The 23,121-nt window shown below is 72.3% G+C and carries 19 protein-coding genes and 1 riboswitch; of the genes, 18 read left to right on the top strand and 1 reads right to left on the bottom strand.

The annotated features are described in order from the left end of the window. Positions 1-24 precede the first annotated feature (24 nt). The 17 genes from OG242_RS01780 to OG242_RS01700 all read left to right on the top strand — a co-directional run bounded on the left by OG242_RS01780 (position 25) and on the right by OG242_RS01700 (position 20,999). Positions 25-4,305, top strand: coding sequence for a discoidin domain-containing protein (locus OG242_RS01780; protein ID WP_405896435.1), 4,281 nt, complete (start codon positions 25-27; stop codon positions 4,303-4,305). Between the two features lie 214 nt (positions 4,306-4,519). Beyond that, positions 4,520-5,944: an extracellular solute-binding protein gene (locus tag OG242_RS01775; RefSeq protein ID WP_405896434.1), complete on the top strand. Its 1,425-nt coding sequence runs from the start codon at positions 4,520-4,522 to the stop codon at positions 5,942-5,944. Between the two features lie 90 nt (positions 5,945-6,034). After that, positions 6,035-6,994, top strand: a complete 960-nt coding sequence (locus OG242_RS01770; RefSeq protein ID WP_405896433.1) for a carbohydrate ABC transporter permease — start codon at positions 6,035-6,037, stop codon at positions 6,992-6,994. 16 nt (positions 6,995-7,010) lie between these two features. Next, positions 7,011-7,970 (top strand): carbohydrate ABC transporter permease, encoded by a 960-nt coding sequence (locus OG242_RS01765; RefSeq protein ID WP_405896432.1) that lies wholly within the window; start codon positions 7,011-7,013, stop codon positions 7,968-7,970. 109 nt (positions 7,971-8,079) lie between these two features. Then, positions 8,080-9,705 carry a glycoside hydrolase family 13 protein gene (locus OG242_RS01760; protein WP_405896431.1) on the top strand — a complete coding sequence of 542 codons (1,626 nt, stop codon included), beginning with the start codon at positions 8,080-8,082 and terminating at the stop codon, positions 9,703-9,705. A gap of 108 nt (positions 9,706-9,813) precedes the next feature. Beyond that, complete coding sequence (locus tag OG242_RS01755) at positions 9,814-10,140, top strand: cupin (protein WP_020207421.1); 327 nt, start codon at positions 9,814-9,816, stop codon at positions 10,138-10,140. A 41-nt stretch (positions 10,141-10,181) separates the two neighbouring features. Further along, complete coding sequence (locus tag OG242_RS01750) at positions 10,182-10,808, top strand: GNAT family N-acetyltransferase (RefSeq protein WP_405896430.1); 627 nt, start codon at positions 10,182-10,184, stop codon at positions 10,806-10,808. A 119-nt stretch (positions 10,809-10,927) separates the two neighbouring features. Beyond that, positions 10,928-11,800 carry an ABC transporter substrate-binding protein gene (locus OG242_RS01745; RefSeq protein WP_405896429.1) on the top strand — a complete coding sequence of 291 codons (873 nt, stop codon included), beginning with the start codon at positions 10,928-10,930 and terminating at the stop codon, positions 11,798-11,800. A gap of 131 nt (positions 11,801-11,931) precedes the next feature. Continuing rightward, entirely contained in the window at positions 11,932-12,864 is a 933-nt protein-coding gene (locus OG242_RS01740) for a carbohydrate kinase (protein ID WP_405896428.1), read from the top strand. Between the two features lie 79 nt (positions 12,865-12,943). Then, entirely contained in the window at positions 12,944-14,191 is a 1,248-nt protein-coding gene (locus OG242_RS01735) for a beta-ketoacyl-[acyl-carrier-protein] synthase family protein (RefSeq protein WP_405896427.1), read from the top strand. A 51-nt stretch (positions 14,192-14,242) separates the two neighbouring features. Further along, the gene (locus OG242_RS01730; RefSeq protein ID WP_405896426.1) at positions 14,243-16,108 is read left to right on the top strand and encodes an acyl-CoA dehydrogenase; all 1,866 of its coding nucleotides are present in this window, start codon (positions 14,243-14,245) and stop codon (positions 16,106-16,108) included. Continuing rightward, a complete protein-coding gene (locus OG242_RS01725; protein WP_405896425.1) occupies positions 16,105-16,260 on the top strand; it encodes a hypothetical protein in 156 nt (51 codons plus the stop codon). Before OG242_RS01730 ends, OG242_RS01725 begins: the two co-directional genes overlap by 4 nt. A gap of 90 nt (positions 16,261-16,350) precedes the next feature. Next, a complete protein-coding gene (locus OG242_RS01720) occupies positions 16,351-16,593 on the top strand; it encodes an acyl carrier protein (RefSeq protein WP_405896424.1) in 243 nt (80 codons plus the stop codon). After that, entirely contained in the window at positions 16,590-17,813 is a 1,224-nt protein-coding gene (locus OG242_RS01715) for a beta-ketoacyl-[acyl-carrier-protein] synthase family protein (protein WP_405896423.1), read from the top strand. The genes OG242_RS01720 and OG242_RS01715 overlap by 4 nt, the downstream gene beginning before the upstream one ends. Before the next feature lie 49 nt (positions 17,814-17,862). Continuing rightward, positions 17,863-18,049: riboswitch (cobalamin riboswitch) on the top strand. A gap of 63 nt (positions 18,050-18,112) precedes the next feature. Beyond that, complete coding sequence (locus OG242_RS01710) at positions 18,113-19,141, top strand: ABC transporter substrate-binding protein (RefSeq protein ID WP_405896422.1); 1,029 nt, start codon at positions 18,113-18,115, stop codon at positions 19,139-19,141. Then, on the top strand, positions 19,138-20,223 hold the full coding sequence (locus tag OG242_RS01705; RefSeq protein ID WP_405896421.1) for a FecCD family ABC transporter permease: 1,086 nt from the start codon (positions 19,138-19,140) through the stop codon (positions 20,221-20,223). The genes OG242_RS01710 and OG242_RS01705 overlap by 4 nt, the downstream gene beginning before the upstream one ends. Beyond that, the gene (locus tag OG242_RS01700; protein ID WP_405896420.1) at positions 20,220-20,999 is read left to right on the top strand and encodes an ABC transporter ATP-binding protein; all 780 of its coding nucleotides are present in this window, start codon (positions 20,220-20,222) and stop codon (positions 20,997-20,999) included. The genes OG242_RS01705 and OG242_RS01700 overlap by 4 nt, the downstream gene beginning before the upstream one ends. Before the next feature lie 96 nt (positions 21,000-21,095). Here the strand turns inward: OG242_RS01700 and OG242_RS01695 are convergent, their stop codons facing one another. Next, positions 21,096-22,091, bottom strand: a complete 996-nt coding sequence (locus tag OG242_RS01695; protein WP_405896419.1) for a PRC and DUF2382 domain-containing protein — start codon at positions 22,089-22,091, stop codon at positions 21,096-21,098. 269 nt (positions 22,092-22,360) lie between these two features. Here OG242_RS01695 and OG242_RS01690 point away from each other — a divergent pair, with 269 nt between their 5' ends. Beyond that, the gene (locus tag OG242_RS01690; protein WP_405896418.1) at positions 22,361-23,086 is read left to right on the top strand and encodes an adenosylcobinamide amidohydrolase; all 726 of its coding nucleotides are present in this window, start codon (positions 22,361-22,363) and stop codon (positions 23,084-23,086) included. Positions 23,087-23,121: the final 35 nt, after the last annotated feature.

The following is a 23,121-nucleotide window of genomic DNA, read 5'->3' as shown; positions in this document are numbered from 1 at the left end:
GCCGAGGCAGCAGATCGGGGACAGATGAGAACGCGACGCTGGAGATGGCGGATCCTTTCCGCGACCGTCTCCACCAGCCTGATGATGGTCGCCTGGCCGGCGCTGAACGCCTCGGCCGCCGGCGGCCCGAACATCGCCGCCGGCCACCGCACGGCCGCGAGCAGCGGCAAGTCCGCCGGGAACATCGCCGACGGGCAGCAGTCGACGTACTGGGAGGGGTCGGGCAAGTCCCTGCCCCAGTGGGTGCAGAGCGACCTGGGCAAGGTCACCCGCATCGACCAGGTCACGCTGAAGCTCCCCGCCGACTGGTCGGCCCGCCGCCAGACGCTCTCCCTCCAGGGCAGCGTCGACGGCACCAGCTTCTCCACGCTGAAGACCTCGGCCTCCTACTCCTTCGCACCGGGCAGCTCCAACAAGGTCACCATCAGCTTCCCGGCCACCCAAGCCCGCTTCGTCCGGGCCGACATCACCGCGAACACCGCCTCCGCCAACGGCCAGCTCGCCGAGATGGAGGTCCGGGCCGCGGCGGAGTCCTCGGTCAACCTCGCCGCCGGGCGCCCCCTCACCGCCAGCAGCTACACCCAGACGTACATCGCGGCCAACGCCAACGACGGCAACCGCGCCAGCTACTGGGAGAGCCGCAACAACGAACTGCCGCAGTGGATCCAGGCCGACCTGGGCTCGTCCGTGCGGGTCGACCGCGTGGTGCTGCGGCTGCCCGACGGCTGGGAGACCCGCAGCCAGACCCTGAAGATCCAGGGCAGCGCCAACGGCTCGGACTTCAGCGACCTCACCCAGTCCAAGGCGTACACCTTCAGCCCCGGATCGGGCGAGACGGCGACGATCACCTTCGACGCCACCACCACCCGCTACCTCCGTGTCCTGGTCAGCGCCAACACCGTCCAGCCCGGCGCCCAGGTCTCCGAGCTGGAGATCTACGGCCCCGAGTCCGGTGACACGCAGGCCCCGAGCGTGCCGGCGCAACTGGCGTACACCGAACCGGCCACCGGGCAGATCAAGCTGACCTGGAAGCCGTCGACGGACGACACCGCCGTCACCGGCTACGACATCTACGCCGACAACACCCTGCTGACCAGCGTGGCCGGCGATGTCACCACGTACACCGACACCCGCCCGGCCGGCACCACCGTCGCGTACTACGTCCGGGCCAAGGACGCCGCGGGCAACGTCTCGGGCAACAGCAACACCGTCACCCGCAAGGGGGACTCCGGCGACACCCAGGCGCCCACCGCACCGGCGAACCTGAGCTTCACCGAGCCCGCCTCCGGACAGATCAAGCTGGCCTGGACGGCGTCCAGCGACAACAAGGGCGTCACCGGTTACGACATCTACGCCAACAACGTGCTGCGCGAGAGCGTGGCCGGCGATGTCACCACGTACACCGACACCCAGCCCGCCGGCACCACCGTCTCGTACTTCGTGCGGGCCAAGGACGCGGCGGGCAACGCCTCGGGCGACAGCAACACCGTCACCCGCAACGGCTCCACAGGCGCCGCCTCCAACCTGGCCGTCGGCAAGCCCGTCACCGCCTCCTCCGTGGTGCATACCTTCGTCGCGGAGAACGCCAACGACAACCAGCTCTCCACCTACTGGGAGGGCGCGGGCGGCAGCTACCCCAACACCCTCACGGTGAAGCTGGGCGCCAACGCCGACACCCGGAGCGTCGTCGTGAAGCTCAACCCGGACAGCAGCTGGGGAGCCAGGACCCAGAACATCCAGGTCCTCGGCCGTGAGCAGAGCGCCTCGTCCTACACGAGCCTGGTCGCCGCCAAGGACTACGCGTTCAGCCCGGGCAGCGGCAACACGGTGACCATCCCGGTCGACGCGCGGGTCGCCGACGTCCAGCTGAAGTTCACCTCCAACACGGGCGCGCCCGCCGGGCAGGTCGCGGAGTTCCAGGTCCTGGGCGCCCCGGCTCCCAACCCGAACCTCCAGGTCAGCGCGGTGACGGCGAGCCCGGCCGCACCCGTCGAGTCGGACCCGGTCACGCTCACCGCGACGGTGCGCAACACCGGCGCCGTCGCCGCTCCGGCCGGCAAGCTCGAATTCCGGCTCGGCGGCACCAAGGTCGCGACCGCGTCCGTGGGCGCCCTCGCCGCCGGGGCCTCCACGCAGGTCAGCGCGGACATCGGGGCGCGGGACGCGGGCACGTACACGCTGAGCGCGGTGGCTGACCCGGACAACCAGATCATCGAGCAGAACGAGACCGACAACACGTACACCAGCACCTCGGGCCTGGTCGTCAAGCCGGTCGCCAGCTCCGACCTGGTGCCCACCGCGGTCACCACCTCGCCGTCCGCCCCGGCCCAGGGCGACAACGTCACCTTCTCCGTCGCCATCAGGAACCAGGGCACGGTCGCCTCCGCCTCGGGCGGCCACGCCGTCACCGTGACCCTGCTGGACGCCAAGGGCGCCACGGTGAAGACCCTCACCGGCAGCTACAACGGCTCGATCGCCGCGGGTGCCACCAGCGCCCCGGTGAACCTGGGCTCCTGGACGGCGGCCAACGGCTCGTACACCGTGAAGACGGTGGTCGCGGACGACGCCGAGGAGCTGCCGGTCAAGCGTGAGAACAACACCGTCAGCAGTTCCTTCTTCGTCGGGCGCGGCGCCAACATGCCGTACGACACCTACGAGGCGGAGGACGGCGTCACCGGCGGCGGCGCGAAGGTCGTCGGGCCGAACAGGACCGTCGGCGACGTCGCGGGCGAGGCGTCGGGCCGCAAGGCGGTCACGCTGAACAACACCGGCAACTACGTCGAGTTCACCACCCGGGCCAGCACCAACACCCTGGTGACCCGCTACTCCATCCCGGACTCCGCGGGCGGCGGCGGCATCGACTCCAAGCTCAACATCTACGTGGACGGCACCTTCCTCAAGGCGATCGACCTCACCTCGAAGTACGCCTGGCTGTACGGCGCCGAAACCGGCCCCGGCAACTCCCCGGGCTCCGGTTCACCCCGGCACATCTACGACGAGGCCAACGTGATGCTGGGCAAGACCGTGCCGGCGGGCAGCAAGATCCGGCTCCAGAAGGACGCGGCCAACACCAGCACCTACGCGATCGACTTCATCAGCCTGGAACAGGCCACCCAGACCGCCAACCCGGACCCGGCCGCCTACGCTGTCCCGACCGGCTTCACCCACCAGGACGTCCAGAACGCCCTGGACAGGGTGCGGATGGACACCACGGGCAAGCTGGTGGGCGTCTACCTGCCGGCCGGTGACTACGCGACCGCCAGCAAGTTCCAGGTCTACGGCAAGGCCGTCAAGGTGATCGGTGCGGGGCCCTGGTACACCAGGTTCCACGCGCCCTCGACGCAGGAGAACACCGACATCGGCTTCCGGGCCGAGGCGAGCGCCAAGGGCTCGACGTTCGCGAACTTCGCGTACTTCGGGAACTACACCTCGCGCATCGACGGACCGGGCAAGGTGTTCGACTTCTCCAACGTCTCGGACATGGTGATCGACAACATCTGGAACGAGCACACGGTGTGCCTCTACTGGGGCGCCAACACCGACAGCATCACCATCAAGAACTCCCGCATCCGCGACACGTTCGCCGACGGCATCAACATGACCAACGGCTCGACCGACAACCACGTCGTCAACAACGAGTCGCGGGCCACCGGTGACGACAGCTTCGCGCTGTTCTCGGCGATCGACTCCGGCGGCGCGGACATGAAGAACAACGTCTACGAGAACCTCACCTCGCTCCTGACCTGGCGCGCGGCCGGTGTGGCCGTCTACGGCGGCTACGACAACACCTTCCGCAACATCCGCATCGCGGACACCCTGGTCTACTCCGGGATCACGGTCAGCTCGCTGGACTTCGGCTACCCGATGAACGGATTCGGGACCGGTCCGACGACCATCGAGAACGTCTCCGTGGTCCGCTCCGGCGGTCATTTCTGGGGCACGCAGACCTTCCCCGGCATCTGGCTGTTCTCCGCCTCCAAAGTCTTCCAGGGCATCCGGATCAACCACGTCGACATCGTCGACCCGACGTACAGCGGCATCATGTTCCAGACCAACTACGTGGGAGGCCAACCGCAGTTCCCGATCAAGGACACCATCCTGACCGACATCTCCATCTCCGGCGCCCGCAAGAGCGGGGACGCCTTCGACGCCAAGTCCGGCTTCGGGCTGTGGGCCAACGAGATGCCGGAGGCCGGCCAGGGGCCCGCCGTCGGTGAGGTCACCTTCAACGGGCTCAGGTTCAGCGACAACGCCCAGGACGTGAAGAACACGACGTCCACCATGAAGATCAACATCAACCCGTAGCAACTCCCGTACGCAGGGGCGCCGTCCGGTCCGCCGGGCGGCGCCCCGTGCTGTCCGCGCGCCGGATTCCGCATGCGGCGTACCTGAGGCTGTCAAACTTTTACGAAAACTGCGCGAGATATTGCGTTCACATGTCGACGCTGGTTGAGTGTGCCTCGCCCCGGCAGTCAGTCGGCCGAGGGCCATCCACGCTCATGCCCGAAGGGGACCATCGATGAGAAGTGCTGGGTTGCGCCGCACACGCCGTATCAGCCGTGCCTCCGCGGCTGCCCTTGTCACCGCACTTGCCCTGACCTCGCTCGCCTCCTGCGGCACGAGCAGCAGCAAGGACGACGACTCGAGCAGTTCGTCCAAGGGTTCGTCCGACCCTTCGGCTCCGCTGGACCCGAAGACCAAGGTGACGATCTCGATCGACTGCATGCCGCCGGCGGCCAAGGCGGCCGAGCTGCGGGAGTGGAAGGAGGACATCAAGACGTTCAACGAGAAGTACCCGAACGTCACGATCAACGGGAAGTCCACCCCGGGCCAGTGCAACGAGCCGCCCCGCTTCACCGCCATGCTGAAGGGGAAGTCGCAGCCCGACGTCTTCTACGCCTACTTCAGCGACCTCCAGCAGGTCCTGGACAACGACGGGGCCGAGGACATCTCCGCGTACGTCACCGACAAGACGGTCCCCGCCCTGAAGGACATCCAGCCCCAGGTCGTCGACGTGGCCCGCAAGGACGGCAAGCTCTACGGCCTGCCGACCAGTAACTACACCATGGGCCTGATGATCAACCGGAAGCTGTTCAAGCAGGCCGGCCTCGACCCGAACACCCCGCCGGCCACCTGGGACGAGGTCCGCGCCGCCGCCAAGAAGATCGCCGGCCTCGGCAAGGGCATCTCCGGCTACGGCGAGTACAGCGCCGGCAACAACGGCGGCTGGCACTTCGCCGCCACCCAGTACGGCCTCGGCGGTGAGGTGGTCGACGCCTCCGGCAAGAAGGCCGCCTTCAACAACGAGACCGGCAAGCAGGTCCTCCAGCAGCTGCACGACATGCGCTGGGAGGACGACAGCATGGGCAAGACCCAGCTGCTCAAGTGGGGCGACCTCCAGAAGCAGATAGCCAGCGACAAGCTCGGCATGTTCCTCGCCGCCCCCGACGACATCGCCTACATGGTGCAGCAGCTCGGCGCCTCGTACGAGACCTTCGGCCTGGGCCCGATCCCCGGCGCCAAGGGCACCCTCTTCGGCGGCAACAACTACCTGATCAAGAAGGGCAGCTCGCCCGACCAGATCAAGGCCGCCATCGCCTGGCTCAACTTCAAGAACCTCACCCCCGGCAAGGGCCAGTTCGACTGGGCCCGCACCAAGGCCGACAAGCTCCCCGTCGGCCTGCCGCAGCCGAACTTCTTCCTCGGCGAGAGCAAGACCAAGGACGACGCCGCGCGCGCCGCGAACGCGACGATGCCCGTCGAGAACTTCAAGGCCTTCATGGACAACCCCGTCCCCGGCAAGGCCGAGCCGCCGAAGGCCCAGGAGATCTACAAGATCCTCGACAACGCCATGTCGGGCGTCCTGACCAACGAGAACGCCGACGTCGACAAGCTGCTCTCCACCGCCGAGCAGCAGGTCAACCAGGTCCTGGCGAACCAGTAACGGACGCGCGGGGCCGGGTCCGCGGACCCGGCCCCGCATCCGCCCCCGTCCGCTGCCGCGCTCGCAGCACACCGGCACCGAGGAGACACCATGTCGGCCCCAACCCTGTCCCCCCGCAAGGCGACCAGGCCTCGCCCAGGACACCCAGGCCCCGCCCGCCGGGACTCCGCCCGCGAGGAGTTCCTGCGCGCCCTGCGCCGCAACATCTCAGCGCACGGCTTCCTGATCGGAGCGGTGCTCTGCTTCTCGCTCTTCTCCTGGTATCCGATGGTCCGGGAATTCGTCCTGGCCTTCCAGAAGAACGAGGACGGCACCACCACCTGGGCCGGCTGGTCCAACCTCACGTACGTCTTCAACGACCCGGCCTTCTGGCAGGCCTGGCGCAACACCCTCCTGTTCACCGTCCTCGCCCTGCTCCTCGGCTTCGTCGTCCCGTTCGCCATCGCCGTCGTGCTCAACGAGTTCCGGCACGGACAGGGCTACCTGAGGCTGCTCGTCTACCTCCCCGTGATGCTGCCGCCGGTCGCCTCCGTACTGCTCTTCAAGTACTTCTACGACCCCGGCTACGGCCTCTTCAACCGCATCCTGGGCATCTTCCACCTGCCTGAACAGCAATGGCTCCAGGACACCAGCACCTCCATGCTCTCCGTCGTCATCGCGGCGACCTGGATGAACATGGGCGGCGCCACCCTCATCTACCTCGCCGCGCTCCAGGGCATCCCCGGCGAGCTGTACGAGGCGGCCGAACTCGACGGCGCGGGACTGCTGCGCAAGATCTGGCACGTCACCATCCCGCAGACCCGCCTCATCCTTTCGCTCCTGCTGCTCATGCAGATCATCGCGACGATGCAGGTCTTCACCGAGCCGTTCCTGCTCACCAACGGCGCCGGGCCCGAGGGCTCCACCACCACCGTCGTCTACCTCATCTACCAGTACGCCTTCAACTTCAACAACTACGGCAGCGCGGCGGCACTCGGCCTCGTCCTGCTCGTCGTCCTCGCGGGATTCTCCGCGGTGTACGTACGACTGAGCCGCAGCAGCGAAGACTAGGACGGGAGCCAGGACCATGGCATCGAACACGCTTGTCTCCCGGCGCGGGAGCACCCCACGCAAGTCCGCACGGCGCAGGTCCGAGGGTGGCGCCGAACGCGCCCGCCAGCGCACCCTGATCTCGCCGGCCCAGCTCGGCAGGCCCCGCGGCAAGGCCGTCTACTGGATCGTCTTCGGCCTGGTGATGGTCCTGTTCACGGCGGTCTTCCTCGGCCCCCTGTACTGGATGGTCACCGGCGGCCTGAAGACCACCCAGGAAGTGGTGCAGAGCCCGCCCACGGCCTTCCCCAGCTCCATCCACACCGAGAACTACAGCCAGGCCTGGACCGTCATGGACCTGTCCAAGCTGCTGTTCAACACCCTGTACTACGCCTTCGGCGCGCTCGCCTTCCAGCTGGTCTTCGACGTCGCCGCCGCCTACTCGCTGTCCAAGCTGCGGCCGGTCTTCGGCAAGGTCATCCTCGGCATGATGCTGGCCACCCTGATGATCCCGGCCACCGTGCTCGTCGTCCCGCAGTACCTCACGGTGCTGGACGTGCCCCTGGTCCAGCGCAACCTCGTCAACTCGCCCTGGGCGATCTGGCTGCCGTCGGTCACCAACGCCTTCAACATCTTCCTGCTGAAGCGGTTCTTCGACTCCATCCCCGGCGAACTCCTCGACGCCGCGGCCATGGACGGCGCCTCGCCCCTGCGCACCCTGCGCTCGATCGTCCTGCCCATCTCCCGGCCGATCCTCGGAGTCGTCTCCATCTTCGCCGTCGTCGGCGTGTGGAAGGACTTCCTCTGGCCGATGCTCACCCTGCCCGACCCCGACAAGCAGACGCTCAACGTGGGCATCTACTCCCTGGCCAGCGGTGTCCCCGAGAACGTCCTCATCGCCGCACTCACCATCGCGTCGATCCCGACGCTGCTGATCTTCCTGCTCTTCCAGCGCAACATCATGAGCGGTCTCACCGCGGGCGGCCTCAAGGGCTGACACCCGCCCTCCCCAGCCGCCATCCCCTCAGCACTCCGCCGCCGGCTCACCCATCCTGCCCCGCCGGCCGGGCCGGCGGCGGAGTCCCACCTGCCCGAAAGGAACGTCAGTGGCAGCCAACCGTCCGTCCGAGGCCACCGCACACTGGTGGCGCGACGCCGCCATCTACCAGATCTACGTACGCAGCTTCGCCGATGGCGACGGCGACGGCACCGGCGACCTGGCAGGGGTACGGGCCAGGCTGCCCTACCTCGTCGAACTGGGTGTGGACGCCCTGTGGTTCACCCCCTGGTACCTCTCGCCGCTGGCCGACGGCGGCTACGACGTGGCCGACTACCGCGCCATCGACCCCGCCTTCGGCACCCTCGCCGAGGCCGAGAAACTCATCGCCGAAGCCCGCGAACTGGGCATCCGCACCATCGTCGACATCGTGCCCAACCACGTCTCCGATCAGCACGCCTGGTTCCGCGCCGCCCTCGAAGCCGGCTCCGGCAGCCCCGAGCGCGACCTCTTCCACTTCCGCAAGGGCCGCGGCGCCGACGGCGAGATCCCGCCCAACGACTGGGTCTCCGAATTCGGCGGCACCCCCTGGACCCGGCTGGACGACGGAGAGTGGTACCTCCACCTCTTCGCCACCCAGCAGCCCGACCTCAACTGGGCCCACCCCGCGGTCCGCCGCGAACACGAGGACGTACTGCGCTTCTGGTTCGAACGCGGCGTCGCCGGCGTACGCATCGACTCCGCCGCCCTCCTCGCCAAGGACCCCGCGCTGCCCGACTTCGCCCTCGGCAGCGACCCGCACCCCTTCGTCGACCGCGACGAACTCCACGACGTCTACCGCTCCTGGCGCGCCATCGCCGACGAGTACGGCGGCGTCTTCGTCGGCGAGGTGTGGCTCCCCGACACCGAGCGCTTCGCCCGCTACCTGCGCCCCGACGAGCTGCACACCGCCTTCAACTTCAACTTCCTCGCCTGCCCCTGGGAGGCGGAGAAGCTGCGCGGCGCCATCGACGACACCCTCGCCGAACACGCCTCCGTCGGCGCCCCCGCCACCTGGGTGCTCTGCAACCACGACGTGACCAGGACCGTCACCCGGTACGGGCGTGAGGAGACCGGCTTCGACTTCGCGGCCAAGGCCTTCGGCACCCCCACCGACCTGGCCCTCGGCACCCGCCGGGCCCGCGCCGCCGCCCTGCTCTCGCTGGCCCTGCCCGGCGCCGCCTACCTCTACCAGGGCGAGGAACTCGGGCTGCCCGAGGCCGACATCCCGCTGGACCGCATCCAGGACCCGATGCACTTCCGCAAGAACGGCACCGACCCGGGCCGGGACGGCTGCCGGGTGCCCATGCCCTGGGCGGCGGGCGAGCCGTACGCCGGATTCGGGGCCACCGCGGAGCCGTGGCTCCCGCAGCCGGAGGGCTGGCCGGGGTACGCCGCCGACATCCAGAACGGCGACCCGGAATCCATGCTCGGCCTCTACCGCGAGGCCCTGCGGCTGCGGCGCACCGAGCCGGGCTTCGGCACCGGGGGAGAACCCGGCATCCGGCGCCTGACCTGGCTGGACGCCGCGCCCGGGGTACTCGCATTCGCCAGGACCGACGGACTCCTCTGCCTCGTCAACCTGGCCGCCGAGGCCGCGGAGCTGCCCCCGCACAGCGCGGTGCTGCTCACCAGCGGACCCCTGGACGAAGCGGGCCGCCTCCCGCAGGACACGGCGGTGTGGCTGCGCGCCTGACGACGCCATGGCCGCACGCCGGCCGTACGGGGCCGGGGCCGCGTGGGAGCGCGTCCAGACCCGTACGGCAGGTTCGCGGGCGGGCCGGGGCTGCGGCACAGTGGGCATATGGACGCTCCGAACGATCTGAATGCCCTCGCCGCCGAGCACCTGGCCGCCGCCCGCGACGCGCCGCACGGCCGCAGCGCCCACCTCCTGCTCCACCAGGACCCGCTGCGGCAGACCGTCATCGCCCTGACGTCCGGTTCAGCGCTCGACGAGCACAACGCCCCGCCCGCCGCCTCGCTCCAGGTCCTGCGCGGCTCCGTCCGGCTCACCGCCGCCTCCGGCGACGTGGAACTGACACCCGGACGGCTGCACCCCATCCCGCAGGAGCGGCACGGGCTGCTCGCCCTGGAGGACGCCGTCGTCCTCCTCACCGCAGTCAACCCCTGACTCCCTTGTGGGAGCGCTCTCCGAGTCGGCAGGATGAGCCCGTGACGATCCTTCCCGGCCCACGGGCCTACCGACCCGATGACAGCGCCGCCCTCTCGGACATCTGCATACGCACCGCCGCCGGCGGCAGCGACGCCCGGGACATCTACCCGGACCACGGGCTGGTGCCGGCCATCTTCGCCACGCCCTACGCCCACCTCGAACCCGAGCTGACCTTCGTCCTCGACGACGGCACCGGCCGCCCGGTCGGCTACATCCTCGGCACCGCCGACACCCCGCGCTTCGTCAAGGAGTTCCGCGAGCGCTGGCTGCCGCAGGTCGCCGACCGCTACCCCCTCCCCGAGGGCCCGCCGCAGAGCCCCGGCGACGAGATGACCGCGCTGCTGCACAACCCGGAGCGCATGGTCCTGCCCGAACTCGCGGACCACCCCGCCCACCTGCACATCGACCTCCTGCCCGACTGGCAGCGCAAGGGGTACGGGAGGGTGCTGATGAACACCTTCCTCGCGGCCCTGAACGCCCGCGGGGTGCAGGGCGTCCACCTCTCCATGCTCACCTCCAACACCCCCGCCAGGGCCTTCTACGACCGGCTCGGCTTTACCGAGATCCACGTCCCGGACCCCGGCCCCGTCACCTATCTCGTACGCGGGACGCGGCCGGATCTCTAGCCCGCCTCCGGTCCGCCTCCAGCCGGTTTCCGCCCCGGCGGGTGCCGCGCGCATTTGCTGGGCAGGTACTCGTCGACCGCCGTCACCCCGGCGGCGGGTCCCGGTGGGAGGCGTGTGACGTGAGCGAGCAGACCGTGTGGCAATTCACCGACGACCGGGGGCAGTTGTCGGCAACCGGGGAGCGCCCGCAGCGGGTGCTCGCCTACATCCAGGCCGGGGCGAGCCTGTGGGACCACGGCATATGTCCGGCCGGGCTCTTCGGCTCCGGCCACGACGACCCGGCCGCCCCGGACCCCGCGAAGACCGGGTCCCTGCCCCTGGACGGCATCGCGTACGCCGGTGCCGGCACCACCCTGGACGTGGACGCCTTACTGAGCGGCGCGCCCGACCTCGTCGTCGCCGTCAGCTACGGCGGCGGCCAGGTCTACGGCCTCGACCCGGAGACGGCCAAGCACCTGGAGGGCCACGTCCCGGTTGTCGTCATCGACGTGGGCCAGGCGCGCACCCTCGCCGAGGTCGGCGACCGGTTCGCGGAGCTGGCCCGCTCGCTCGGCGCGCAGGAGCCCGCGGCGGCGACCGCGGAGCTGGACGCGGCGAGGGCACGGCTGCGGGCGCTCACCGCGGGCCCGGACCGTGCGAGGGTCCTCGCCCTGTCACCGGCCGGTCAGGAGCAGGCGCACCTCGCCCGCCCCCGCATGTGGCCCGAGCTGCGGGTCCTCGCCGACCTGGGCGTCGGCCTCCTCGAGCCCGCCGAAGGCCCCGGCGCCAACTGGTCCACGACCGGCTGGGCCGACGCCGCCGCACTGCGCCCCGACGTCGTCCTCGCCGACATCCGGTCCAACGCCACCCCGCTCGGCGAACTGCGCGACAACCCCGAGTGGGCGGCCGTCGCCGGAGCGGCCCGTGTGGTCCCCTGGAACCCGGAGCCGGTGTGCAGCGCGCACGCCCACGCGCGGTTCCTGGAGCAGGTGGCGGACGCGTTGGAGGGGTAGCCCGTGCAACGGGGCGCCCGCACGCGCGGACGTGGCCCGTCGCATGCGAGGGTGCCCGGGGGCCCGGGACGTCGTAGCGGCGGCCGGACGCCCCGTCATCCCGTCACCGCATCCAGGGAGATCACGCCCCCATGCCCGACCACCCCGACTTCCTGGTCATCGGCGAATGCGTCGCCGACATCGTCCGGCTCCCGGGTGCCCCGGACCGGGTCCACCCCGGGGGCAGTCCGGCCAACGTGGCCCACGGTCTGGCCAGGCTCGGGCACGACGCGACCCTGCTCACCCAGCTGGGCCCGGACGACAACGGGCGGCTGATCCGCGCGCACCTGGCCGGGGGAGGGGTGGAGGTGCGCACGGACGGCGCCCCGGGCCCCACCCCGTCGGCCGTCGTCACCCTGGACGGCGAGGGCCGCGCCTCGTACGCGTTCGACATCGCCTGGACGCTCGGCCGAACCGCCCTCGACCGGCGCCCCCGGCACGTGCACACCGGGTCGATCGCCGCGGTGACCGAGCCCGGGGCGGCCACGGTGCTCGCCGCCGTCGAGTCGTTGCGGGACGCCGCCACGGTCAGCTACGACCCCAATGTGCGGCCCGCGCTGATGGGGGACCGCGAGGACGCCGTGCGCCGGGTCGAGCGGTGCGTGGGCCTCAGCGACGTGGTCAAGGCCAGCGACGAGGACCTGGACTGGCTGTACCCGGGCCGGGACGCGACGGAGGCCGCCGAGCGGTGGCTCGACGCCGGACCGGCCCTGGTCCTCGTCACCCGGGGCGGTGACGGGGCCACGGCGCTGCTGCCCGGCGGGTGGGTGTACATCGGCGCGCCGCCCGTCGACGTCGTCGACACCGTGGGCGCGGGGGACGCGTTCATGTCCGGCACGCTGCACGCCCTCGCCGCCCACGGCCTGCTCGGGGAAGCGGGCCGGGAACGGCTGCGCACGGCGGACCGGGACACCGTCCGCGACGTGCTGCGCCACGCGGCGGCGTCGGCGGCCGTCACCGTCGCCCGGGCCGGGGCGAACCCGCCCGACGAGATGGAACTGCGCGGGGCGCTCGGTCCGGGGTGACGGGAACCCGCCCGCACCCTTGACGGCCCTTCACGCGTTGCCCCTCAGAGGGCCGGACGACACAGGGGAGGGCCACAGCATGGAGCGGGCCGCGAGGACGACGACCGTGGTGACGGGCCTGGGCCTGGTCACCCCCGTGGGCGACGACGAGCACGCCTTCTGGTCCGGGCTGTGCGCGGGCCGTTCGGCGGCCCGGCGCTGCGAGGAACTGGCCGGACTGCCCGCCGACTTCGCCTGCCGGGCCGACGGCACCGACCTGGACGAGGCCGTGGGCGGGCGGGCCGGCTGGCGGATGGCGCGGTTCGTGAAGATGGCCCTGGTCGCCGCGCGCCGGGCCGTCACCGACGCCGGACTGCGCCCGGAGAGCTGGGACGGCGGCCGGGTGGGCGTCGTGCTCGGCGTCGGCGTGGGCGGGGTGCCGGTCCTCGTGGAAAACGTCCGCCGGCTCGACGCGGACGGGCCGCAGGCCGTCTCACCGCTCCTCGCGCCGATGATGATGCCCAACGCGGCCGCCGGCGAGATCGCCATCGACCTGCGGGCGCACGGCCCCAGCCTCGCCCCGGCCACCGCCTGCGCCTCGGGCGCCACAGCCCTCGCCACCGCCCACGACCTCCTCGCCTCCGGCCGGTGCGACGTCGTCGTCGCGGGCGGCGCGGAATCCGTCCTGACGCCCCTCGTGGTCGCCGCCTTCGCCCAGCTGGGCGCGCTGTCGACGCGCACCGGCTACCCGGCCGGCGCCTCCCGCCCCTTCGCGCCCGACCGCGACGGCTTCGTCCTGGGCGAGGGCGCCGCCGTGCTGGTCCTGGAGCGCGCCGGGCACGCGGCGGCCCGGGGAGCCAGGGCGCGGGCCGTGCTCGCCGGGTCCGGTTCCGCCACCGACGCCCACCACCCCACCGCCCCCGACCCCGCGGGCCGGGGCGCCCGCCGCGCTGCCGAGGCCGCCCTGGAATCGGCGGGCTGGGACGCTCACCAGGTCGACCACGTCAACGCCCACGGCACCGCGACCCCGCTCAACGACGCGATGGAGGCCGCGCTGATCGCCGGCCTCTTCCCGCACCGCCCCTCGGTCACCGCCCCGAAGGGCGTCCTCGGACACACGCTCGCCGCCGGCGGCGCGATCGAGGCCGCCGCCACCGTGCTGACCCTGGAACACGGGCTGGTCCCGCCGGTCGCGAACCTGGACGCCCCGCCCGCCGAGTGGGACATCGACTGCGTGACCGAGCAGCCGCGCCGCCAGGAGGTCCGGCGGGCGGTCAGCCACTCCTTCGGCTTCGGCGGGCACAACGTCGTCCTCGCCTTCGAACGCGCCCGGCACGCCGGCAGGTGAACAACTGCGCGACCCCGGTGTCCTGACCGTGCGCCGGTCGTTCAGCTTTGTATGACCACCACGCTCGCCGGCGCCGGCGCCACGCGGACCGGCGCCGAGCCCTACGAAAGCCCCCTCACCTCCGTACTCCTGGGCGAGGACGCCCGCCGCGAGCACGGCTTCTGGCGGCGGCTCGTCGCCACCGAACCGTTCCGCCTGCCCCCCGGGCCGGACACCGGCGGCACCCCCGAGGAACGGCTCGCACGCGCGTACGCCCGGCTGCGCACCCTCAACGACGCCCTCGACAGCGCCGCCCGCCCGGCCTCCGACCCCCGGGCGCTGGCGGCGCTGCACGAATGGCTCGCCCCCGTCGACCCGGCCCTCGCGACCATCGCGGGCATCCACTACAACCTGTTCCTCGGCAGCCTCCTCGACCACGGGGCCGACAGCCCCCGCGACCTGTCCGACTTCCTCGGCCTCCGGCGCACCGGGACCTTCCTGTGTACGGAAGTAGCGCACGGGAACGACGCGGCCGCCGTCGAGACGACCGCCACCCACGATCCCGCGCGCGACGGGTTCGTGCTGCACACCCCGCACTGCGGCGCGCAGAAGTTCATGCCCAACACCGGCCTCGCCGGCGGCCCCAAGTCGGGGCTCGTCGCCGCCCGCCTGCTCGCCGACGGCACCGACCACGGGGTGTTCCTGCTGCTGGTGCCCCTCACCGATGCCACCGGGCCGCTGCCCGGCGTACGGGTGCGCAGGCTCCCGGCGCGCATGGGCAGCCCCGTCGACCACAGCCTGACCTCCTTCGACCACGTCTTCGTGGGCCGCGACGCACTGCTGACGGGCCCGCAGGGCCGGATCGACGACGACGGGGTGTTCCGCAGCGCCGTCGAGGGCCGCAGGCGCCGCTTCCTCGCCTCCATCGCCCGGGTCGTCACCGGCAGGATCTGCATGAGCGCCAGCGCCGTCGGCTCCGCGCGCGCCACACTGGCCGTCGCGGTGCGCTACGGCGGCCACCGCCACGTCTCCGCCGGGCGCGGGGCACGGCTGCCGGTGCTCGCGTACCGCACCCATCACGGGCCGCTCGCCGAGGCCATGGCCACCGTCTTCGCCATGAGCCTGCTGCACCGCCGCGTCCTGGCCCGTTGGGAGGCGGCGGGGGCGGGGCCCGAGCCGGAGCGCGAGGCCGCCGAACGGCTGGTCGACATCGCCAAGGGCTGGATCACCTGGCAGGCCCGTGCCGTGATCGTGGAGTCCCGGGAACGCTGCGGCGCCCAGGGGCTGCTGGAGAACAACGGCATGTCCGTGCTCGTCACCGGCGTCGAGGGCGCCATCACCGCCGAGGGCGACAACCTCGCCGTCCACGCCAGGGCCGCCGCCGCCCTGCTCGCGGCCGGCCCCGCGCACGAGCCGCCCGCCCCGGCCACCGGCGACCTCACCGATCCGCGGTTCCTGGCCGGACTCCTGGCACGGGCGGAGGAGCTGTGGTTCGCGCGCGCCGGCGCCCGCATGGCACCGGTCGCACACGGCAACCCCCTGGAGCGGTGGAACGCGGCATCGGGCCCCGCGCTGCGCGGGGTCGACGCGCACGCCTGCCGGGAGGCGGCCGAGGCGTACGCCGACGCGGTCGAGGCGCTGCCGGCGGGGGCCGACCGGGACCGGCTGGACGAGCTGGCCCGGTTGTTCGCCCTCGGCCGGGTCGCCCGTGTCAGCGGGGACCTCCTCGCGGCCGGCCACCTGAGCACCGGTCAGGTCGAGGCGCTGACGGACCACACCGAACAGCTCGTCGCCGCGGTGGCGACCCATCTCGCCGAGCTCGCCGACTCCTTCGCCTTCCCCGACGAGGTGCTCGCCGACTGGCCGATCACGGGCGCCCGCTACGCCGACGCCTACGACGATCCCGACGCCCACTGGCACAAGGAGGCACGGCGATGAGGGGCGCCCGGGCGCGCCGCGCCGCGGGGGCCGTACAGGGACTCGGGGCCGGGGCCGTGCTCCTCGCGTACTGGACCACCGTCGCCCTGCTCGCATGGTGGACCGGAGGCCCGCGGACGAGCGGTGGCGAATCGGTTCGCCGCAAGGCGTAACCGGATCGACGCTGCTCAGTTGTTCCGGCGGCGGGCCGTGCGCACCGGCGTCGGGCACCCGCACCGAATGGCCATGAGGAAAGGAAGACCATGAGCTCGATCGACCCCCGGATCACCGACGTACTCAGCCGTACCTTCAAGGTTCCGGTGGCCGAGATCGTCCCGGAATCCACCATGGACAGCTTGGACATGGACTCCCTGGCCGCCGCGGAGTTCGCCGTCGTCCTCCGGGAGGCCTCCGGGGTCGAGCTCGATACCGGCGTCCTGACCCGGGGGACCACCCTCGCCGAGCTCACGGCGCACCTCCACGCGGCGGCGGGCGTCGCCCGATGAGGACACCGGCCATCGCCATCACCGGGCTGGGCATGATCACCCCGGTCGGCAACGACACCGAGTCCACCTGGGACGGGGTGTGCGGCGCGGTGAGCCCGGCCCGCACCGTCCCCGCGCTCGAAGGGTGCGCGATCGACTTCGCCTGCGTCGTCGACGGCATCGATCTGGACGCCGCGATCGGCCGCCGTACGGCCTTCCGCATGGGCAGGTACGTCAAGTTCGCGGTCCTGGCCGCCCGGGAGGCCGTCGCCGACGCCGGGCTCGACCCGGCGGGCTGGGACGGCAGCCGGGTCGCGGTCGTCGTGGGCACCAGCAGCGGCGGCTCCGCGCACCTCACGGACCAGGCGCTGGTCCTGGAACGGCGGGGTCCTGAGGCCACCTCGCCGGCCGGTGTCCTGCTGACCATCCCCAACATGCCGGCCGCCGAGATCGCGATCGAGATGCGGGCCACCGGACCCAGCATGGCCCCCTGCACGGCCTGCTCGTCCGGTGTCACCGCGCTGTCCGTCGCCCGGGACCTGCTGGCCACCGGGCAGTGCGACGTGGCCATCGCGGGGGCCACCGAGTCGACGGTCTTCCCGATCGCCATGACCGGGTTCGCCCGGTCCGGGGCCGCCGCCCGCGCGGACGGCGACCTGTCCCGGCTCAGCCGGCCCTTCGCCGCGGACCGGGCCGGACTCGTCATGGGTGAGGGCGCGGCCGTCATGGTGCTGGAACGCGCCGCCGAAGCCGAGGCCAGGGGCGCCGAACCCCGGGCCCTGCTCGCCGGCACCGGCGCCACCACGGACGCCCACCACCCCACCAGCCCGCACCCCGACGGCCGGATCGCCCGGGCCGCCGTCGAGGCCGCCCTGCGCGACGCGGGCTGGCGGGCCGACGAGGTCGAGCACGTCAACGCGCACGGCACCGCGACCGTACGCAACGACGCCGCCGAGGCCGCGCTGATCAGCCGCGTGTACCCGCACCGGCCACCCGTCACCGCCCCCAAGGGCGTGCTCGGCCACTGCATGGGCGCGGCCGGGGCGATCGAGGCGGGGCTGACGATCCTCACCCTCCAGCGCGGGGTCGTCCCACCCGTCGCGAACCTGGACGCCCCCGCGCCGGGGTTCGACATCGACTGCGTCACCAAGCAGCCGCTGGTGCGGCCCGTCCGCCGCGCGGTCAGCCACTCCTTCGGCTTCGGCGGGCACAACGCGGTGGTGGCCCTCCAGCGTCCGTGAGCGGCCGCCCGTGACGACCACGGGCGCCGCTGAACTGGCCGGACGCCCGTGGTAGCGTGCCAAGGCCAGTCGAACTCCACGTGGGAGTCAGGGAATCCGGTGCGAATCCGGAACTGACGCGCAGCGGTGAGGGGGACGGGCGGGGCCACGGCCACTGGGAGACCATCGTCCCCCGGGAAGGCGTCCCGTCCGCGTGAACCCGAGTCCGAAGACCTGCTGGCGACCGCCGCCCGGGACCGGGCGGCGGGTTCCGTACAGCGGGCCCCGCGCATGGGCCCAGAGACGCCGAGGTATGTCCCGTGCCGCCCATACGTTCCGCCGCCCTGCTCGCCGCCGCCCTCCTGCTCCTGACGGCCTGCGGCGGGTCCCCCGCCGAGAAGGCCGACGCACCGGGCAAGGCGGACGGCTATCCGGTCACCCTCAACAACTGCGGGCGCACCGTCACCGTGGACGCCCCGCCCCGGCGCGCCGTCTCCGTCGACCAGGGCACGACGGAGATCCTGCTCTCGCTCGGCCTGCAGGACCGGATCGCCGCCACCGCCACCTGGACCGACCCGGTGATGAAGGGCCTGGAGAAGGCCAACGCGGGCGTGAAGCGGATCGCCGACAACCGGCCCTCGTCCGAGAAGGTCCTCGACCAGGAGCCCGACTTCGTCACCGCCGACTTCGAGTCGACCCTCGCCAAGGGCGGAGTCGCACCCCGCGAGCAGTTCGAGAAGCTGGGCGTCCCCACCTACGTCTCGCCCGCCGACTGCACGGCGAAGGACAACACCAAGGACGGCGACGGCGTCCGGACCGGCGCCCTGACCATGGACAGCGTCTACGGCGAAGTGCGCGACCTCGCCCGGGTCTTCGGCGTCCCCGAGCGCGGCGAGAAGCTCGTCGAGCGGCTCCGCACCCGTATCCGCAAGGCCACCGACGGCATCGACGCCTCCGGCACCTCCGTCATGTACTGGTTCGCCAACTCCGAGTCCCCTTACCTGGCGGGCTGCTGCGGGGCGCCGGGCATCATCACCCGGGAGCTCGGCGTGACGAACGTCTTCGACGACACCCACGACGAGTGGCCGCAGATCAACTGGGAGACCGTCGCCGACCGCAACCCGGACGTCCTGGTCATCGGCGACCTCACCCGCAAGTCACAGACCGCGGAGAGCGCATCCGGGAAGATCGCCTTCCTGGAGTCGAACCCCGTCACGAAGAAGATGGACGCCGTACGCCACGAGCGCTACGTCCTCCTCAGCGGTCAGGCCATGAACCCGACCATCCGCACCGTCGAGGGCCTGGAACAACTGGCCGCCGCACTCCGCGAGTTCGGGCTCGCGGGGTGACCGGCACCCAACGGACCGCGGCGCCGCGCGAACACCCGGCGCCGACGGCCGTCGCACGCCCCCGCCTGCGGGCCCTGAGCGGCGGGCTCCTGTGGACCGGCGGCGCCCTGCTGCTCGCCCTGTCCATCGCGGTCGCCGTCACCATCGGCCCGGCCCGGATCTCCGTCGGGGACGTCTGGTCCGCCGTCGCCGCCCACCTCGGCATAGGCGAACCACGGCTCAGCCCCATCCGCGACGGCATCGTCTGGAACCTGCGCATGCCGCGTACCCTGCTCGCCGCCGTCTGCGGTGCCGGGCTCGCGGTCTGCGGGACCGTCATGCAGTCCCTGCTGCGCAACCCGCTGGCCGACCCGTTCGTCCTCGGCGTCTCCTCCGGGGCGTCCACCGGCGCGGTCCTGGTCGTCGTGCTCGGCGTGGGCGGGGGAGCGGTGACGTTGCCGGCCGGGGCGTTCATCGGGGCGCTCTGCTCCTTCGCGCTGGTGATGCTGCTCAGCCACACCCTCGGCGGCTCCACCGACCGGGTCGTGCTCTCCGGAGTCGCCGCCATGCAGCTGTTCTCCGCGCTCACCTCCTTCGTCGTCATGACGGCCGCCGACGCCGAGCAGACGCGCGGTGTGCTGTTCTGGCTGCTCGGTTCGCTCGGCGGCGTCGGCTGGACCGATGTGTGGATCTGCGCCGCCGTCCTCGCCGTGAGCCTGCTGATCTGCCTCGGCCACGCCCGGACGCTCGACGCGTTCGCCTTCGGCCAGGACGCTGCCGCCGCCCTCGGCGTGAACGTCGCACGCACCCGTACCGTCCTGCTCTGCACGACCGCGCTGCTGACCGCCGCGCTCGTCAGCTCGGCCGGCGCCATCGGCTTCGTCGGCCTGGTCCTGCCGCACGCGGCCCGTGCGCTCACCGGCTCCGGACACCGCAGGCTGCTGCCGGTCACCGCACTGGCCGGGGCCGTCTTCCTGGTCTGGGTCGACACGCTCGCCCGGACCGTCCTCGATCCCCAGGAGGTCCCGGTGGGCGTCGTCACCGCCCTGATCGGCGTGCCCGCCTTCGTCCTCGTCCTCTACCGCACCAGGCGGGCCGCATGACCGGAACAGCGGCCGAGGGCCTGAGCGCCGCCCGCGTCAGCCGGGAAGCCGGCGGCCGGCTCCTCCTGGACGGCGTGACGCTCGCCCCCGAGCCGGGCACCACCGTGGGACTCATCGGCCCCAACGGCTCCGGCAAGTCGACTCTGCTGCGCATCCTGGCCGGCGTCCTCGCCCCGCACGCGGGCGTCGTCACCCTGGACGGCGAACCCCTGGCCGCCGTCGGCCGGCGCGCGGTGGCCCGGCGGGTCGCCGTCGTCGACCAGCACGCCGTCACCCAGGACGAACTGAGCGTCCTGGACGTCGTACGCCTGGGCCGCATCCCGCACCGCCGCGCCTGGGCCGCGCCCACGGGCGGGGACGCGGCGGCGGTGGACGAGGCGCTGGAGCGTACCGGCCTCACCGCCCGGCGCGACCAGTCCTGGCACACGCTCTCCGGCGGGGAGCGCCAGCGCGTCCAGATCGCCCGCGCACTGGCCCAGCGGCCGCGCGAACTCCTGCTGGACGAGCCGACCAACCACCTGGACATCCAGCACCAGCTGGAACTGCTCTCCCTGGTGGCCTCGCTGCCGCTGACCGCCGTCATCGCCCTGCACGACCTCAATCTGGCCGCCATGTTCTGCGACCGGATCGTGGTCCTGAGCGGGGGGCGGGCGGTCGCGGGCGGAACGCCCGGGCAGGTGATCACCGAGGAGCTGATCGAGGACGTCTACCGGGTGCGGGCCGTCGTGACAGCGGACGGGCCGCAGGACAGGCCCTCCGTACGCTTCCTGCCCTGACCGCCCCGGCACCGCCCGGGCACACGAGAGGGCGGACCCGTCGGCGGGCCCGCCCCTCGCTTGTGGTGCGGTGCGGCAGTCATGCCGGTGCGGGGGTCAGCGGTGGCGTCCTCGGCCCATGTCGCCGCCGGTGTCCTTGCCACCCATGTCCTTGCCGCCCTTGGTGGTGCCGTCCGCGTAGTCGATCTGCTCCTTGCGCAGTTCGGCGGAGACCTCCTTCTGCTCCGTCACCTTCTGGGTCTCCATCCGGACGCGTTCGACCGGGATGGTCTCCTTGCGCGTTGTGGCGCGTTCCGCGTGCAGGGTGACCTCCACGTCCTGCTCCGTCAGGTCGCCCGCGCGCGCGGCCGTCTTGTCGCCGGGCTGCAGGGGCTCACGGACCACGCGTACCTCTTCGTGCGAGACCGGCACGCTGCGCGTGACGTTCTCGGTGACGACGTACTTGTGCAGACGGGCCCTGCCGCTCTCGTACTCCTCGGTGCCGATGTGCAGCTGCTCCTCGGAGCGGATCATCTCCTCCTTGCCGCCCAGGTCGGCGCCCGACCGCTGGGCGCCGGCTCCGGCCAGCGGACGGCCCGCAGCCGTGCCCGCGGTGTCGGTGTCCCGGTGCCGGCCGGTGCCGGCCGCCTGGGTCCGGTCCGTGCCTGCCGCACCCATGGCCCCGGCCCCGGCCCCGGCTGCAGCGCCGGCGCCCGCCGCACCCATGGTCCCGGTGCCCGTGGTCGTCGGTGCGCCGGTCCCGGAACGGTCGCCGAGGTTGCTCTTGGTGTTCCGGGTCAGGCCGTAGTGGCGGTACAGCTCCTCCTCCTCGGACACGGACAGATGTGCGTCCGCGTCCACCCTCGGAGCTTCCTTGACCTGGTCCTTGCCGTGGGAGATGTGCAGGTCGGAGCCCACTCGACGGGCTCCGGCGAGAGGCACGAAACTCTCCTTCATGCCGAACAGGCCGGTCTTCACCGTGATCCAGTCCGGGCGGCCGGTGCTGTCGTCGACATACACGCGGCCCACGTTGCCGATCTTCTCGCCCTCGGTGTCGTACACCGTCAGGCCGTCGAGCTCTCCGGAATCCGTGAAACCGTCAGCGGCTCCCATATCCGATTCCTCCTCGCCCGGGCGCGTCCTGTGGGTGGGTCCAGCAGAGAAGGCGCGTCCGGATTCCATCGCGCCTCACCCGGATGGACGCTGCAACCGCCCGGCCACCGGGGCCGGGGCGCGGCATCCGCATCGGACCGGCGCAGCCCCCGTGTGACGCGGGTGCGGGGCTCTTGCGCCCGTTACGCCAATCGGGTGAACGGGCCGGGTGCCGGGCACCGGAGGCGGGGGAACGGGGGCGGCTCCCGGCAGCCCCGGACCCGGCACATATGATCAGCGGGTCCACGCCGACGTCCCGCCGTGCCACCCGGGGGTGCTCCATCCGTTCCGTACGCATCCGGCTCCCCGGGCAACGCGGGGAGCTGCTCGCCCGGCACGAGGACGGCGTGGACCTGCACCATCTCGTATGGCGGCTGGGGCCGGGCTGGCGGGTGTGCAGCAGCGCGGTCCTGGGCGGCGGCATCGGCCCGCGCGACTGGCTCCTCAACGCCCAGGTGCCCGGCGGCTATCCCCGCATGGACCCGGACCGCCACCTCGCCGAGATCGCCGCCGCCGCGCACCTCACCGGCCCCGGCGCCGGCCTGATGACCGCCGCCGACGTCAGCGCGTACACCACCGCCGCCGACGAGGGCGTGCACGCGACCGCCACCTGCGGCCTGGGCGTACGCGGCTGGGCCGCCGTCCCCGGCGAGGGCACCGGCGGACCGCCGCCTCCCGGCACCGTCAACATCGTGGTGACGTTCCCGGTGCCGCTGTCCGACGCCGCCCTGGTCAACGCCGTCGCCACCGCCACGGAGGCCAAGGTGCAGGCGCTCCTGGACGCCGGGCTCGACTGCTCCGGCACCCCCACCGACGCCGTCTGCGTCGCCGCGCCCGCGGCCTCGCCGGACACCGGCGCCGCCGAACCGTTCGCCGGGCCGCGCTCCCGCTGGGGCGCGCGGCTGGCCAGAGCCGTACACGCCGCCGTACTGGAGGGCGCGCTGCGGCAGTCCTGAGAAGCCGAATGCGCCGCGCACCCGGCCCGGTGCGC

It is taken from the genome of Streptomyces sp. NBC_00727, assembly GCF_045161745.1.
Taxonomy (GTDB): Bacteria; Actinomycetota; Actinomycetes; order Streptomycetales; family Streptomycetaceae; genus Streptomyces.
Note: the sequence above shows the minus strand (reverse complement) of the source record. Positions and strands in the feature narration are given on the sequence as shown.

Excerpts from the sequence above, each read along its gene's own strand:
- OG242_RS01780 (WP_405896435.1), top strand. The coding sequence starts at position 25 with ATGAGAACGCGACGCTGGAGATGGCGGATCCTTTCCGCGACCGTCTCC.
- OG242_RS01775 (WP_405896434.1), top strand. The coding sequence starts at position 4,520 with ATGAGAAGTGCTGGGTTGCGCCGCACACGCCGTATCAGCCGTGCCTCC.
- OG242_RS01770 (WP_405896433.1), top strand. The coding sequence starts at position 6,035 with ATGTCGGCCCCAACCCTGTCCCCCCGCAAGGCGACCAGGCCTCGCCCA.
- OG242_RS01765 (WP_405896432.1), top strand. The coding sequence starts at position 7,011 with ATGGCATCGAACACGCTTGTCTCCCGGCGCGGGAGCACCCCACGCAAG.
- OG242_RS01755 (WP_020207421.1), top strand. The coding sequence starts at position 9,814 with ATGGACGCTCCGAACGATCTGAATGCCCTCGCCGCCGAGCACCTGGCC.
- OG242_RS01740 (WP_405896428.1), top strand. The coding sequence starts at position 11,932 with ATGCCCGACCACCCCGACTTCCTGGTCATCGGCGAATGCGTCGCCGAC.
- OG242_RS01735 (WP_405896427.1), top strand. The coding sequence starts at position 12,944 with ATGGAGCGGGCCGCGAGGACGACGACCGTGGTGACGGGCCTGGGCCTG.
- OG242_RS01730 (WP_405896426.1), top strand. The coding sequence starts at position 14,243 with ATGACCACCACGCTCGCCGGCGCCGGCGCCACGCGGACCGGCGCCGAG.
- OG242_RS01725 (WP_405896425.1), top strand. The coding sequence starts at position 16,105 with ATGAGGGGCGCCCGGGCGCGCCGCGCCGCGGGGGCCGTACAGGGACTC.
- OG242_RS01720 (WP_405896424.1), top strand. The coding sequence starts at position 16,351 with ATGAGCTCGATCGACCCCCGGATCACCGACGTACTCAGCCGTACCTTC.
- OG242_RS01715 (WP_405896423.1), top strand. The coding sequence starts at position 16,590 with ATGAGGACACCGGCCATCGCCATCACCGGGCTGGGCATGATCACCCCG.
- OG242_RS01700 (WP_405896420.1), top strand. The coding sequence starts at position 20,220 with ATGACCGGAACAGCGGCCGAGGGCCTGAGCGCCGCCCGCGTCAGCCGG.
- OG242_RS01695 (WP_405896419.1), bottom strand. The coding sequence starts at position 22,091 with ATGGGAGCCGCTGACGGTTTCACGGATTCCGGAGAGCTCGACGGCCTG.
- OG242_RS01690 (WP_405896418.1), top strand. The coding sequence starts at position 22,361 with ATGATCAGCGGGTCCACGCCGACGTCCCGCCGTGCCACCCGGGGGTGC.